The organism is Acinetobacter seohaensis, assembly GCF_056431365.1.
In genome coordinates, this window is the sequence record NZ_JBWKMK010000016.1 from 89,652 (window position 1) to 103,567 (window position 13,916).

Below are 13,916 nucleotides of genomic sequence, written 5' to 3' on the forward strand. Positions count from 1 at the left end.
AGAAAATCTAAAGCCTTGTTATTGTTTAAAAATAGGTGGACAACCATTTACTGACATATGAGGTCGTTCATGATTATAAAAGTACTGCCAGTCAGTTGTATAGTCCTGCACCTCGCTCAGATCTCGAAATAAATATTGATTTAGACACTCATAACGTACTGTACGATTAAATCGCTCAACATATGCATTTTGCTGTGGATTGCCTGGTTGAGTAAATACATGCTCAATACCATGCTGATCACACCACTTTTCCATCAGCTCACTTATATACTCTGGGCCATTGTCGGTTCTAATGCGTTTAGGTTTACCTCGCCATTCAATGAGCTGATCAAGTCCTCTCAGTACACGTTCTGCTGGCAATGAAAAGTCAATCAATATATCCAATGACTCGCGATTATAGTCATCAATCACGTTGTGAACTCGATAACTACGTCCATCACTGAGTTGATCATGCATAAAGTCCATTGACCATGATTCATTCTTAGCTGTCGGTACTGCAAGGGGTTCTGGCTGTTCTCGTTTAATCCGCTTATTAGGCTTGATTCTTAAATTAAGCTCAAGCTCCTTATAAATGCGATAGACACGTTTATGATTCCACTGATAGTTTTTGATATTACGCAGATACAAAAAGCAGAGTTTGAAGCCCCAAGTCTTATGTTCATTGGTCAGTTTAATCAGCCAATCTGCGATTTGAATATTCTCCTGATCCAAACGAGCTTTATAGCGATAACACGTTTGACTGACTTTAAAAATTAAGCAGGCCATGCTGATTGAAATCTTAAATTGCTCAGTAGCTTGCTGAGCAAGTGACTTTCGCTGAACAGGCCTTAAAACTTTTTTAAAAGTGCATCTTGCAAGATGTCTGACTTTAGCCGCTCATCAGCATACATGCGTTTTAAACGGGCATTTTCAGCCTCAAGTTCTTTAAGCCGAGTCATCATTGAAAGATCCATGCCGCCATATTTGGACTTCCACTTATAGAATGTAGCAGAGCTCATACCATGTTCGCGGCACAAGTTCGGTATGGGTGTTCCTGCTTCAGCTTGCTTCAAGATACTCATGATCAAGCTGTCTGAATACTTAGATGTTTTCATAGAAAATCTCCTTAAATCAAGGTTATTCGATTTTCTACTTTTAAACTCAATTATTTTTAGGGGGGATTACCGATTTTTTGCGATTAATTCATCCATATTGCTTTTTCCCCCCTCGAAATTCAGGATGTTGCTCTCGCATTTTTTACATTCACTCTTTTCCTGCCAGATTTTAAAGAATAAATAAAGCTTGCTGAAGCATCTCTACGTAAAACTTCTTCTTTAAATAAAGGGGTGGCAATAGATCTCTTACGAAAGTTAATTTAAGAGCATCCAATTCACCATTCCAGCAATTAAATTCATTCTTAGACCAAATCGTTTCCGTCTATTTCTATAGCGTTCTGTTAATATCCGAAAATGTTTAAGTTTGCCGTTGATATGTTCAATTGTGATCCTACGCCGACTGATTTCTTGGTTGATCTGTTTTGCTATTTGGGGTAATGATAAATTGTTAGGTTTCTTGATTGGAATGAGTAACTTACTCTTAATCTGATGAAATCCTTTATAGGCTAAATCTGCCATGATATAAGGATAAATAATCATCTCCTTCAAATGCTTACGCGCAATGTTCAGATCGTGTTTTCTGCCATCTTCAATCTGTATACTTACAATTTGCTTTAATTGGGGGTTAAAAATGACCTGTGTTTTTAGCGTATGTTTCTTCTTTTTACCACTATAGAATTTTCTTTGTTTTTTTGGGATGCTCAATCTGTGACTCAGTAACATCAACGATTACATAATCCCCCTCATTAAACTTTTGATTCCTTTTCGGCAATGCGAAAATCCGTGATTGAATCAGAGCATTTTCAACTTTCTGAATCGTACGATTCACATTACTTTCAGCTAGGTTATAGTCGGCGGATAACTCAATTTGAGTTCTATAACAGCGTAAGTAATTTAAAGTTAACAACAATTGATCCTCTAAACACAACGAATGAGGTCTTCCAGATTTTTTCTTGGCAAGTTCAGCATGTTGTAACACTGATACCATTTTTAAGAATAATGGACGAGGAACTCCAACAAGTCGTTTAAATTCTTCATCATTAAATCTTGTTAAATTTTCATATTTCATGAGATGAGTATAAACAATTTTTTACTTTCGCAAGAGGTCTAATATTAGTGAAAAAATAATTAGTTTTATAGCTAATCATAGATTCCAAGATATTTTGAGGTAACAAAATTACAGGTCCAACAACTTTATTAGGCCCCTAAGGAGCGTGAGGAAGTGAAAATTTTGATTTTTTCCATTCGTTATCGATTGCACAAAAGAAATGAATAGCCTCTTTTGTTTCAGTCGTTTCTATACCTAATTTTTCACATTGTTCTAATGTATATTCTGCAAAATGTTTAAAGCAAATATTAGGGTTTGTTGACAATTCGTCTATGTTTGCGGCAACGCATATTTTTTAGCTGCTATAAGGCATGGGACAGGAAATTTAGTCATTTTAAATGACTGGCACATAACGCAATAGCAGCAAAAAATATGCTCGCCCTGAAAGGCTGTGGCTAAAACTTTCTCAGATTGTGTTATGAAACTTAGCAATAATCTCGCTATTCCTTGCGTTTCATGCCTGATCTGCTCAGTTTTAGCCTACAGCGCAAGCCATTTATGAAATGTCAACAGACCCTAGTCGTTATATCTGAAATAGTGTCCAGACCTATACCATCTGCAACTAATATTAATTCTTCAAGATCTTCTAATAAGCCTGTCTGAGCTGCCTGAGAAGACTTTAAGCATGTGAGTATATATTCAACTTTAATATCGTGTGATCCTTTGCCATTTACTCCTTCTTTAGTTGCACCAATGCCAGTATATTTGGGCTCAGGAAAATGGGAGCATAATTTTCTTGCTTTAATTTCATCTTTTTCTTTAAGAGCTTCCATTAAACATTTCATAAAATTTTGCTGAGTAGTCAGAGCAGACTTGGAATGAATGTTCTCACAACGAGTTAAATAATAACTATCAATGTATAAGCGAGTATCTGTTTCCAGATTAGGGTCAAAGAAGTCAACTTCAAGTAAATTTTTATCTACCTTAAAGTGATTGAGGAATGTTGTCATTGTTTATTTCTCCTTTAATATTTATTTAAAATATCATTTAATTAGGAGTAGTGGGTGGTTTTTTTGATCAATTTGCGACAGATATTGTCGCACACATTTCAACCTCTTTTTTTGATTTAGTAAATTTATCCCTCGAATCTACATTGATTTTTTGACTCTATCTTGGCTCATAGATTGAAATAATTTTGTGCAAGACCCTGCCAGATATGGTTAAATGCCATCATTTTATTGTGTTTCACTCTGAAAGGAAAAATCATGCGCGCGTACAACTTCTGTGCTGGTCCTGCAGCATTACCGACTGCCGTACTTGAAAAAGCTCAAGCTGAAATGCTTGACTGGCATGGCAAAGGTCTTTCGATCATGGAAATGAGCCACCGTAGTGCCGACTATGTTGCCATGGCTGAAAAAGCGGAAGCAGACCTGCGCAAACTCATGAATATTCCTGAGAACTACAAAGTATTGTTCTTGCAGGGTGGTGCATCGCTACAATTCTCTGCGATTCCATTGAATTTGTTGGGTAAAAACAACAAGGCAGATTATATCCACACGGGTATTTGGTCTGAAAAAGCCTTAAAAGAAGCGCAGCGCTATGGCGATATTCATGTCGTTGAAGCGGGTATTCAGATTGAAGGTAAGCATGCCATTAGCGAACAAAGCCAATGGAACTTATCTGCCGATGCTGCCTATGTGCATTATGCAGATAACGAAACAATTGGTGGTTTGCAGTTTGCCAATATTCCAGAAACAGACAAACCGTTGGTATGTGATTTCTCATCAAGCATTTTATCTGCACCTTTAGATGTATCTAAATTTGGTCTGATTTATGCAGGTGCGCAAAAAAATATTGGCCCAGCAGGCTTAACCATTGTGATTGTACGTGAAGATTTGCTTGATCAAGCCAAGCCTGAAATTCCAAGCATTTTGAAATATTCAGCACAGGCAAAAAATGATTCCATGGTGAATACACCTGCAACTTATGCATGGTATTTGTCTGGTTTAGTGTTTGAGTGGTTATTGCAAAACGGTGGTGTAGATGCGATTCATCAAGCTAACCTAGAAAAAGCGAAATTATTATACGGTTATATCGATTCAAGCGATTTCTACGCGAATCCAATTTATAGCGCAAACCGTTCAATTATGAACGTTCCGTTTACTTTGGCTGATGCCGCACTGGAAAAACAATTCTTGCAAGAAGCTGAAGAAAACCGTTTGTTGAACTTGGCAGGTCACCGTTCTGTAGGTGGTATGCGCGCAAGTATTTATAATGCAGTGCCATTAGATGGCGTACAAGCTTTGGTTAACTTTATGGATGACTTTGCAAAACGTCACGGTTAATTGATAGTAGTAAAAAGCAAAAACCCAGCTGAATTAGCTGGGTTTTTTTTATAGAAATAGGTGAAAAGTCATAGAGGCTTGTTGATGAGTGAAACTCAGAACACAAAATAGTGTAAGCCGTAGGCGGAGAGCAGCATGCCTAATGCAAAAAATAGGCAAGACATCGGGTCGAGCTGATAGCGTTGCTCAAGTTGATGTTCTACATGCTGTAAGTTTTCTTCTTGCACGATTTTCATAGATATTATTTTCCGATGATCTATTTATCGTTAAATATTTAAATACGGCTATATTTTTAGCATAAAAAATTGATTAAATAAAGTACTAATTTTATTTTAAATATAATATCTGCCAATAATGAATTAATTCTGTGTTGATTTTTAAAATCCGCACCACTCAAGGCTTTCAGATTATCTACGGTGCTTGGTGCAGATGTTTGGGTTTTAAAATAACTTATCCACATATTCGATTTAAAATATGGCTGATTTTGAATTTATAATAAATTTAAAGCTGTGGATAACTGCGTTTTTTTGAATTTAAAATGCTTAAATAAGCATCAATATATTCATACTATCAATAGCACGCTTTTAACAATCAAAAATTGATTATAAGCCATCAGTGAAATAAGTATTCAAAGTTCCTTCTCCCTGAGGAGAAGGCGAGGATGGGGGGATGATGAATATGAATTTATTATTTAGACAGCTACTTTGAGGTTTATTTTTAATAAACTACTGTTTTATATTGTGAATATTGGCTTGAATCCAAATATTGCCACGAATGTATTGTCCAATTTCAAAGTTTTGGTGCGCAGGATTTTTAGTTGCAAGACGAATTAAAATCGCAGGCTGATTTTCATCATGAATTAGAGTGACATCATAAACAGTATAGGCTTGATTCATGAATTCAAAACTGGTTTTACCAACAACATTGCCCTGAAACCAAGCTTCATCTTCCTGACCGATATTTTCGCCATATAAATATGCGACCATTTTAGAAAAATCCACCGTTACAGGTGCTTTGTCATCTTCGGACTTAGGTTGCCATGCGTCAATTTGTTCTTGCAGATTGGCAGGTGCAACACCATCATTGGCTGCTAAAATATCATTCAGCGCACGATGGTGTTTAATTGACGCAGGATCATCGACCACCAATTGTTCGCCTTCAGCAACAGCTTCAAGTTCATACGCCCATGCGTTTAAATGCACCCAGTAGGTTTGATCTTTTTGGTATTGTTGATGGTTGACGCTGTATAAACTGTCAAAAGCATAGACAATACTGTTGTTGCCTAAATTGAGTCGAAGCACCGCTTGAGTGTTAGATTTGCAGCTAATGATACGTTCAATTTTAGCTTCAACTTTGTAAGGACTTTCAAAGCAAGGGAAAGCCGTTTTTACAGCTTGTGGTTTGTTATTTTCAACCGCAATCACTTGTGTCAATTGAATTGCCTCTTTGCTTGGGCCTTGAATCAGCCATGTGCTTTGATCCATTTCTGCTTCTTGGCGGCATAAACCCATTGGCATAATTGGTGCATCTAGAGCCAGTCCTAACCATTTTGGAACTTCGGTGCAGGGTTCATCCGTGAGTAAATTCCAATGTTCAACATGGCTGCCGAAGTTCTGATCTTCAATGCGGATGATTTCTGGTCTATTTTGATTGTTCATAAGCACTTTGAGATGTTGGGTTCTTTTCTTTACTCTTAGATCGAGGGTTATTTCGATTTTTCAAGTCTTTGGCTGAAATTTCATGTAATGCCACTGCATTTGTACAGATTGTGGACAGCGATGCAGCAGAAACAAAATCACATCCATCTACACTTTAGCATGCAATTCTGAGCATTTTAAACATACTGCAATGTAATGAGTTTGATACACTAGTCGCATATTATTATCAGGGTTGCACAGTGCTGCCATTTAAACTTTGGGTTGATGCAGATGCATTACCTAAAATTCTAAGAGAAGTCATTTTACGTGCTTCAGATCGTTACCAACTTGAAGTCACTTTTGTTGCCAATCAATCGGTCGGGATTACGCCTTCGGTACGGATTAACTCTATTCAAGTGATGCATGGTGCCGATGCCGCCGATCAGGAAATTGTAGATCGCATGAAGGAACACGACATTGTGATCACGCAGGATATTCCACTAGCGGCACAAGTGATTGAAAAGGGCGGAATAGCGATTCATCCACGTGGTGAAATTTATACTGTTGCCAATGTGAAAGCGCGTCTGCATTTGCGTGATTTTATGGATACTTTGCGTGGTGCAGGCGTACAAACAGGTGGGCCAGCACCTATTTCAGAACGTGATAAACGTGAGTTTTCAAGTAGTCTAGATCAAACCATCCAAAAGCAAAAACGTAAAACTGCTTAATACGAGTCACGCATGCCTTCTAAAACCAATATTATGATGACCTATGCCTTATTGGTTTTCATTTGGGCAACAACGCCTTTGGCAATTGTCTGGAGTGTGTCAGATTTACACATGCTTTGGGCTTTGGTGCTACGTTTTTTCATTGCTTTGCCCTTAGCTATTATTTTATTGCTGCTGTTAAAAGTGAAATTTCCACATCATCTACAAGCGTGGCATAGTTATTTGGCAGGTTCGTTTAGTCTGATCGGTTCACAAATTTTCACCTACATTGCCACCGCTTATTTAAGCTCAGGCATTATCGCCCTGATGTTTGGTCTGACCCCCATCATAGCAGGTTTGATTGGTCGTTTTGTGTTTCAGTTGCATTTGGCACGTATTCAATGGATCGGAATGACAGTGTCCATTTTAGGGCTTGGCATCATCTGCTTTGGCGGCGAAACACAGCATGTGCATCCTCTGGGTATTGTTTTAATGCTGTTTAGTGTATTGACCTACACCATGTCTATTTTCTGGGTGAAAAAAGTTAATGCGCAAGTTGAACCTGTAGCACAGGCAACTGGCTCGATTTTGGTATCAACCATTGCGGCTTTATGTATTGTGCCGTTTATTTGGCAATATGTACCGACTAGTTTGCCGAGTCTTAAATCTATCGCAGCTTTACTTTATACCGTGATCATGGCTTCTTTGATTGCAATGTTCTGTTATTTTAAATTGGTGCAGAATATTCAGGCGACCACCTTATCTTTAACCACCGTCATGACGCCAATGATTGCTTTGTTGATTGGTGCTTTATTCAATCAAGAAGCTTTATCGGTCATGGTATTTGTGGGCGCTTTGGTTTTATTGTCAGGCTTAGTGCTGTATTTTTATCGTGATCTTAAAGCAAGTCGGGCATTGGCTTAGAAAATCAAAACACCATCCTAACGATATGCAAAGATGGCGTTATCCACGTGATTTTATATACGCGAACATGCAGAAATGATTTATTTTATTTCTGAGATTATGCTTGTTTTAAAGCAACGGCTTCTGCAAGTTTGACGCGATCTTGAGGGTGTAGAGTAATAAAATACGCCCCAGTACGATATTGTCCATTTTCTTCTTCACGGCTGTAAACCACTTGCGCGGTTGCGGCTATATGGAAAAATTTTTCAGGATGGCTGAGCGTGACATGAATATAACTGCCCGTGTTTAATTCACGTTCACTATAAAAACTGAAACCACTTTCTGAAAAATTGACCTGTTCAGGGATAGGTAACATGCTTTGTACAATTGCATCGTATAAAGACCCTGTAATAAGGTTTAATTTTTGGTTGAATAAGGATAAGATTCGAGCAATTTGTTGATCTTTTTCAGTTAATTGTTCTAATTCGTAGTTTAATGCATGATCAAATTGATCTAATTCTGCGAGTAGTAGAAAATAACGCGGTAAAACAAAATTAGCATCGTAAGGGTCGTTCAGCGCAACATCGTCAGAAATGATCTGGTAATTGATTCTCAGGGCAGCATCAATTCGTGACATGACACGACGTTCAGACGCGACGCTTTGATGCTGTAAATTTTCCATAATGTATTACCTCGGACTTGATGGTATGTTTAAACCAATCTCGCTATATATAGGGTTGAGATATACGCGCGCTCGGCGCAGTAACCACTTTATTTCTTTTATTGCCTTAGTTTCGATGATCGGTCTAACTTTGGGTGTTGCCGTCCTCATTACCGTACTTTCGGTGATGAATGGTTTTGATCGTGAATTAAAAAATCGTGTCTTGGGCATGATACCTCAAGCCACTGTTTCATCAACACAAATTTTAACAAATTGGCCAGAACTTGCAACGAAAGTTGAGCAACATAAGCATGTTGTTGGTGCTGCACCATTTACGCAATTGCAAGGCATGTTGACTGCACAAGGGCAAGTGTCGGGCATTATGGTCACGGGAATTGAACCCGAATACGAAAAGAAAGTATCCATCATTCAAAACCACATGGTTGCAGGCAGTATCGACAATCTGAAAAAGGGTGAGTTCGGTATTGTTTTGGGCAAACAAATGACTGATGCCTTGGGTTTGGGTTTAAACGACAGCATCACCTTGGTTTTACCTGAAGCAACGCCATCCCCTGCAGGGGTTGTACCGCGTTTTAAACGCTTCAAAGTGGTTGGTATTTTTAGTATTGGTGCAGAAGTCGATTCGATGATGGGATATATCGCCCTGAATGATGCTTCGACTTTGCTGCGTTTACCCGATGGTGCGCAAGGTGTACGTTTAAAACTGGATGATATTTTTGCTGCACCACAAGTATCTCGAGATATTGTGCAAGAGCTACCTGCCAATTTTTATGCTTCGGACTGGACTTATACGCACGGCAACTTGTTTAGCGCCATTCAAATGGAAAAGGCAATGGTGAGCCTATTGTTATTCCTAATTGTTTTGGTGGCTGCATTTAATATCGTGTCGTCTTTGGTGATGGTCGTGACCGATAAAAAATCGGATATTGCGATTTTAAGAACTTTGGGTGCATCACCAAGCACGATTACCAAAATTTTTATGGTGCAAGGTACGGTCATTGGGGTTATTGGCACGGTTTCAGGTGCAATCTTGGGGATTATTTTCGCGTCCAGTATCAGTGGCTTTATTGCATGGTTGAATAATGTATTAGGGCTAAACTTATTTGATGCCTACTTTATCAACTACTTACCTTCATATTTAAGATGGCAAGATGTGGTGGTGATTGTGAGCTTGTCATTAATTTTAAGTTTCTTGGCGACGATTTACCCTGCATTACGTGCCGCGAAAATTCAACCAGCAGAGGCATTGCGTTATGAGTAAGATTGTTCTGGAAGCCAAACAAGTTTCTAAACACTTTACCGATGGCAAAACCACTGTTGAAGTGATTCGTGGTCTAGATTTACAAGTTCAGCAGGGGCAATTTATGTCTATTGTTGGGGCGAGTGGTTCGGGTAAAAGTACCTTATTGCATGTTTTAGGTGGCTTAGACCGACCAAGTACAGGCGAAGTATTTTTAAATGGTCAGCGTTTTGACAATTTAGGCGAAGCTGAGCGCGGTTATTTGCGTAATCAATACCTCGGTTTTGTTTATCAATTTCATCACTTGCTGCCTGAGTTTAGTGCGCTTGAAAATGTGGCGATGCCGTTAATGTTACGCGCAGGCACGAACTATAAAGAGGTGAAGGCACAGGCAGAGTATCTGCTTGAGCGTGTCGGTTTGTCGCATCGTTTAACCCACAAACCTGGTGAGCTTTCTGGAGGAGAACGTCAGCGTGTTGCATTGGCACGTGCGTTGGTGGCGAAACCCGCACTCATGCTTGCCGATGAGCCTACTGGAAACTTAGACCGCAAAACTGCAGTTAAAATTTTTGAATTGCTGCGTGAATTACGTAGTGAATTTAACATGGCGATGCTGATTGTGACTCATGATGAAGAGTTGGCAAAATCTGCCGATACCATTTTGCACATGCAAGATGGTGTTTGGGTAGATGCTTAAGGGGCATAGTTCGTAAAGCCACTCAAAAGCGATTGCGTTTAAAACAGTAATTGCTGGAATAAGATTGTTTTGTTGAAGCCCACTTCGGTGGGCTTTATGATGCATGCCAATAAAAATAATAAGTTTAATATTCATGCTGCAATTGATTGGTCTGGCTTGGGTGATTGGGATCGCCTGTGTCGGAATACATTCTTCTTCTTTTCCAATACATCTTCTGACTGCCATGCCCAGCGCAATGGTTTTACTGATTTTATGCAGTATCGTTGTGCAATACTTGTTGCAAGCTCGCTTATCTTCAATTTATTGGAAATGTTTGAATGTAGGAGTGGCAGGTGTTTTGAGTCTTGTTTTCGGTTTGATCTATGCGGATACGCAGATGCAGCAGCGTTTGCAATGGCGTGAACTACAACCTGAATTTGCTGAAGTCGTGGTTTATGTCAGACAGTTAAATCAGCTAAATGACAACAGCATTTCACAAAGGGTTGAGGTGTTAAACCGACATCCTCAAACAGTGACATGGTTAGCAACTTTAGCACAAACTCAGGTAGATCAAGAGCAAAATTTAGAACTTGGACACTATTATAAATTAAGTGGAAAAATTCGCCCTGCACATAGTTATGCCACAGCAGGTGCATTTGATGTAGAGCGATGGTATTTACAACAAAATATCATGAGTGGTTTTCGGGTTGAGCAGATTCAGCCTATCTCGGCTGAACAAATTTATGCCATGGGGTTTACACAACATTGGCGTGCCCAACAGACGTTATGGGCAAAATTTCGATTATGGATTGAACAGCAGCGTTATCAAATTCGACTGTTTATTCAGCAGCAACCTTTGCATCATCAAGGTTTAATTCTTGCATTACTCACAGGAGATAAAAGCCTATTAGATGCAGAAACTGAAGCACAGTTTCAGCGTTTTGGAATTAGCCACTTATTGGCTATTTCAGGGCCACATGTGCTGATTTTTGCAGGCATGCTATGTTGGGCATTACGTCAGCTGATTAGGTATTACCGTCCGCATTGGTATTTGTGGATGCCTAAACAATACTTGCTCATGTTGCCATTTTTAAGTTGTGTATTGCTGTACACCGCCTTTGTCGGTTTTGAAATTCCTGCATTAAGAACCTTGCTGATGTGCAGTCTAGTGACAGTAATGTTAGTGCTGAAGCAGAAGCTTCAAGGCTTTGCCTTGCTGATTTATAGTGCTGCCTTATTATTATGGTTTGATCCTTTAAGTGTACTGTCTGCTGCTTTTTGGCTGTCTTACGGGGCCTGTTTTATTCTACTGCGTATTTATCAGAGCTTGAGTGCGCAACCACGTATAGAGCTGAATCGTTGGCAGCAACTGAAACATGCCAGCAAAATTCTAATCGAGTCGCAATGGAAAATTTTTATTGCCTTATTTCCTTTGGTGATTGTGTTTTTTAAACAAGTGGCGTGGATTGCACCGCTTATTAATATCATCGCAATTCCATTGATTGGTATGCTGATCGTGCCTTTAGATGTTTTGGCAGGAATTTGCTTTTTTATTTTTGAACCCTTGGCGTCAATACTGTTTCAATTGAATGATCTAGCTATGGCTTTGTTGCGCTTGATTTTTCGGGGGATGGAAACCGTTTTTGTACCACGGTTACATACTTTGTCGATGTCTGCAGCGGTGTATGTCTGTCTATGTTTAGGCTTATTTCTGCTATTTTTACCACAATCGGTATTGCCTAAAACTTGGGCAATCTTATGTTTTGTTCCACTGATTATAGTCGATAGCCAACGACAACCATTTGAATTAACAGTACTCGATGTGGGGCAGGGACAAGCTTTATTTTTACGTTCAGGTCATTACAACATGATGATTGATGTGGGCGGTTCTTATGATGAAAGTAAGTTTAGTATTGGACAGCAAATTTTACGTCCGTTTTTAGCGGTGCATGGTATTAAACAACTGGACTTGGTGGTTTTAAGTCATTTAGACCAAGACCATAGTGGTGCATTTCCTCATTTGCAAAATGAAGTCAATATTCAGCATGTCTTTGCCAATCAGACCGTAGATGTGGCAGTAAATAGCAAGTTTAATTTGTGTCAGCAAGGGCAACAGTGGTCTTTACCACATCAGGTACAGATACAAGTTTTATCTCCTAAACCGAGTCAATTACCCTATGCCGCACAGCAACAAAATGAGTTGTCATGTGTGTTGTATATTTCAGTGCCATCCGCACAGCCATATCAGCATTTTTTAGTGATGGGCGATGCAGGTTGGGCAACTGAATATCAATTGTTGCAGGAATATCCTGATTTAAAAGTAGATGTGTTAATTTTGGGTCATCATGGGAGTAAGCACAGTTCTGCCTATGATTTTTTAGCACATTTTAAACCCAAATTGGCCGTGGCATCTGCAGGTTTTGATAATCGTTATGGACATCCTAGTTCTTTAGTTCAGCAACGTTTAGCTGCGCTCAATATTCCGTTCATGAACACCATACAACAGGGCAGCGTACGTTTTTCTGTAGATGCACAACAGCGTATGCTTATACAGCCGTATCGGCAGCAGAAATTGTGGTTGCAGCGTTAGTTTGGTTCTGTGTCTGGGCACGTACAGCCTGCACATCTGCCAAGGCTTCTTGCACAGGTTTATGATAGACCCCACGTAAATCTGGATGGGCTTTATAGCGTTTATAACTCCAGTGATAATGTGTAGGATAACGACGGATCAAATCTTCAATTGCACGGTGAATAATAGCTGTCCCTGCATTGGCATCACACTGATAAATGTGCTCATCTATCGCTTCGATATACATATCAAAGCCTTGATCTGCATTTCTTAACGCATATAAGAACAAAGCTTTTGCTTTAGTTTTCTGAATCAATTTGGCGCTTAAATTACTCGATTCCAACGGAATACCAAAAAAAGGAATCATCTCACCACCTATATTTGGGGTATGGTCTGGCAAAATGACAGTGGTTCCGCCTTGTTTGAGTGCTTTAAAAATTTGACGTACCCCAGATTCATCTGTTGGGACTAAATGTGCCTGTTCACGGCTACGTGCTTGGCGCACAAAATCATCTGCCGCAGGGTTTTTGACAGGTTTATACATGATGGTCATTTGCGTATATTGAGCGATCCACGCATTCATAATTTCCCAAGTGCCAAAATGCGGCACAATTAAGACCAAACCCTTTTGTGCAGCCAGTGCATCTTGTAATAGTTCTAAACCATGTACCTGATGGATTCTTTGAATATTTTTTTGATTGCTTGATCCCCAAATATGAAAAAACTCAAAATAAGAGGTCAGTTCGTTACGAATTGCTTGCTGGATAATCTGTTCGCGTTGTTGTGAGTTCAGCTCAGGAAGCGCAATTTGTAGATTGAGTTGAATGGTTTGAGAGGTTTTACTCAAACGCAGTGTATTGACCAAAAAAGCCAAAGATTTTGCAAAAAAACGCGCAACTGTTAAAGGTTGTCGACTGACAAAATCAAGCAGGCGCGATAAAGCCGTTGTCGGTGCAGGTTCGGTCATAACGACAGCATCAATTGATAGAAAGGATAAAGATGTAAAATATTATAG

General features: G+C 39.3%; 14 protein-coding genes. 6 read left to right on the plus strand and 8 right to left on the minus strand.

Translation table 11 applies throughout. The features are described 5' to 3' along the window. Positions 1–18: 18 nt before the first annotated feature. From AC07E5_RS02070 to AC07E5_RS02085, 4 genes are all read right to left on the minus strand, one after another. Positions 19–1,094, minus strand: a protein-coding gene (locus AC07E5_RS02070; RefSeq protein WP_101235257.1) for an IS3 family transposase whose coding sequence is annotated in 2 segments (ribosomal slippage) — positions 19–842 and positions 842–1,094 — 1,077 coding nt in all. Because the reading frame shifts where the segments join, the coding sequence is not laid out codon by codon here. A 255-nt stretch (positions 1,095–1,349) separates the two neighbouring features. Then, positions 1,350–2,163 (minus strand): IS5 family transposase gene (locus AC07E5_RS02075; protein WP_416665231.1). Its coding sequence is split into 2 segments (ribosomal slippage): positions 1,350–1,775 and positions 1,777–2,163, totalling 813 coding nucleotides; the frame shifts between segments, so codons are not numbered across the junction. 136 nt (positions 2,164–2,299) lie between these two features. Beyond that, entirely contained in the window at positions 2,300–2,467 is a 168-nt protein-coding gene (locus AC07E5_RS02080) for a DUF8370 family protein (RefSeq protein ID WP_498624534.1), read from the minus strand. Between the two features lie 241 nt (positions 2,468–2,708). After that, on the minus strand, positions 2,709–3,152 hold the full coding sequence (locus tag AC07E5_RS02085; RefSeq protein ID WP_131261181.1) for a DUF8370 family protein: 444 nt from the start codon (positions 3,150–3,152) through the stop codon (positions 2,709–2,711). A 255-nt stretch (positions 3,153–3,407) separates the two neighbouring features. Here AC07E5_RS02085 and serC point away from each other — a divergent pair, with 255 nt between their 5' ends. Further along, positions 3,408–4,487, plus strand: coding sequence for a 3-phosphoserine/phosphohydroxythreonine transaminase (gene serC, locus AC07E5_RS02090; RefSeq protein WP_004971842.1), 1,080 nt, complete (start codon positions 3,408–3,410; stop codon positions 4,485–4,487). Positions 4,488–4,582: 95 nt separating this feature from the next. Here serC and AC07E5_RS02095 read toward each other — a convergent pair whose 3' ends face one another. Beyond that, on the minus strand, positions 4,583–4,723 hold the full coding sequence (locus AC07E5_RS02095) for a hypothetical protein (RefSeq protein WP_004971840.1): 141 nt from the start codon (positions 4,721–4,723) through the stop codon (positions 4,583–4,585). 489 nt (positions 4,724–5,212) lie between these two features. Beyond that, positions 5,213–6,145 carry a hypothetical protein gene (locus AC07E5_RS02100; protein ID WP_019837949.1) on the minus strand — a complete coding sequence of 311 codons (933 nt, stop codon included), beginning with the start codon at positions 6,143–6,145 and terminating at the stop codon, positions 5,213–5,215. A gap of 239 nt (positions 6,146–6,384) precedes the next feature. Between AC07E5_RS02100 and AC07E5_RS02105 the strand changes: the two genes are divergently transcribed. After that, a complete protein-coding gene (locus AC07E5_RS02105) occupies positions 6,385–6,852 on the plus strand; it encodes a YaiI/YqxD family protein (RefSeq protein ID WP_004971836.1) in 468 nt (155 codons plus the stop codon). 12 nt (positions 6,853–6,864) lie between these two features. After that, positions 6,865–7,755 carry a DMT family transporter gene (locus tag AC07E5_RS02110; protein ID WP_498624535.1) on the plus strand — a complete coding sequence of 297 codons (891 nt, stop codon included), beginning with the start codon at positions 6,865–6,867 and terminating at the stop codon, positions 7,753–7,755. A gap of 97 nt (positions 7,756–7,852) precedes the next feature. Here the strand turns inward: AC07E5_RS02110 and AC07E5_RS02115 are convergent, their stop codons facing one another. Further along, the gene (locus tag AC07E5_RS02115; RefSeq protein ID WP_179994640.1) at positions 7,853–8,416 is read right to left on the minus strand and encodes a PilZ domain-containing protein; all 564 of its coding nucleotides are present in this window, start codon (positions 8,414–8,416) and stop codon (positions 7,853–7,855) included. Positions 8,417–8,441: 25 nt separating this feature from the next. Between AC07E5_RS02115 and AC07E5_RS02120 the strand changes: the two genes are divergently transcribed. The 3 genes from AC07E5_RS02120 (at position 8,442) to AC07E5_RS02130 (ending at position 12,922) form a co-directional block, all read left to right on the plus strand. Further along, positions 8,442–9,677 (plus strand): lipoprotein-releasing ABC transporter permease subunit, encoded by a 1,236-nt coding sequence (locus AC07E5_RS02120; protein ID WP_104853304.1) that lies wholly within the window; start codon positions 8,442–8,444, stop codon positions 9,675–9,677. Then, on the plus strand, positions 9,670–10,353 hold the full coding sequence (gene lolD / locus AC07E5_RS02125; protein ID WP_104853214.1) for a lipoprotein-releasing ABC transporter ATP-binding protein LolD: 684 nt from the start codon (positions 9,670–9,672) through the stop codon (positions 10,351–10,353). The genes AC07E5_RS02120 and lolD overlap by 8 nt, the downstream gene beginning before the upstream one ends. Positions 10,354–10,486: 133 nt before the next feature. Beyond that, positions 10,487–12,922, plus strand: coding sequence for a DNA internalization-related competence protein ComEC/Rec2 (locus AC07E5_RS02130; protein WP_498624536.1), 2,436 nt, complete (start codon positions 10,487–10,489; stop codon positions 12,920–12,922). Here the strand turns inward: AC07E5_RS02130 and AC07E5_RS02135 are convergent. Next, on the minus strand, positions 12,879–13,868 hold the full coding sequence (locus AC07E5_RS02135) for a lysophospholipid acyltransferase family protein (RefSeq protein WP_178865707.1): 990 nt from the start codon (positions 13,866–13,868) through the stop codon (positions 12,879–12,881). The two genes, AC07E5_RS02130 and AC07E5_RS02135, sit on opposite strands and share 44 nt — an antisense overlap. Between the last annotated feature and the right edge of the window lie 48 nt (positions 13,869–13,916).

Coding starts and splice junctions, on each gene's coding strand:
- AC07E5_RS02085 (WP_131261181.1), bottom strand. CDS start 3,152: ATGACAACATTCCTCAATCACTTTAAGGTAGATAAAAATTTACTTGAA.
- serC (WP_004971842.1), top strand. CDS start 3,408: ATGCGCGCGTACAACTTCTGTGCTGGTCCTGCAGCATTACCGACTGCC.
- AC07E5_RS02095 (WP_004971840.1), bottom strand. CDS start 4,723: ATGAAAATCGTGCAAGAAGAAAACTTACAGCATGTAGAACATCAACTT.
- AC07E5_RS02100 (WP_019837949.1), bottom strand. CDS start 6,145: ATGAACAATCAAAATAGACCAGAAATCATCCGCATTGAAGATCAGAAC.
- AC07E5_RS02110 (WP_498624535.1), top strand. CDS start 6,865: ATGCCTTCTAAAACCAATATTATGATGACCTATGCCTTATTGGTTTTC.
- AC07E5_RS02115 (WP_179994640.1), bottom strand. CDS start 8,416: ATGGAAAATTTACAGCATCAAAGCGTCGCGTCTGAACGTCGTGTCATG.
- AC07E5_RS02120 (WP_104853304.1), top strand. CDS start 8,442: ATGTTTAAACCAATCTCGCTATATATAGGGTTGAGATATACGCGCGCT.
- lolD (WP_104853214.1), top strand. CDS start 9,670: ATGAGTAAGATTGTTCTGGAAGCCAAACAAGTTTCTAAACACTTTACC.
- AC07E5_RS02130 (WP_498624536.1), top strand. CDS start 10,487: ATGCTGCAATTGATTGGTCTGGCTTGGGTGATTGGGATCGCCTGTGTC.
- AC07E5_RS02135 (WP_178865707.1), bottom strand. CDS start 13,868: ATGACCGAACCTGCACCGACAACGGCTTTATCGCGCCTGCTTGATTTT.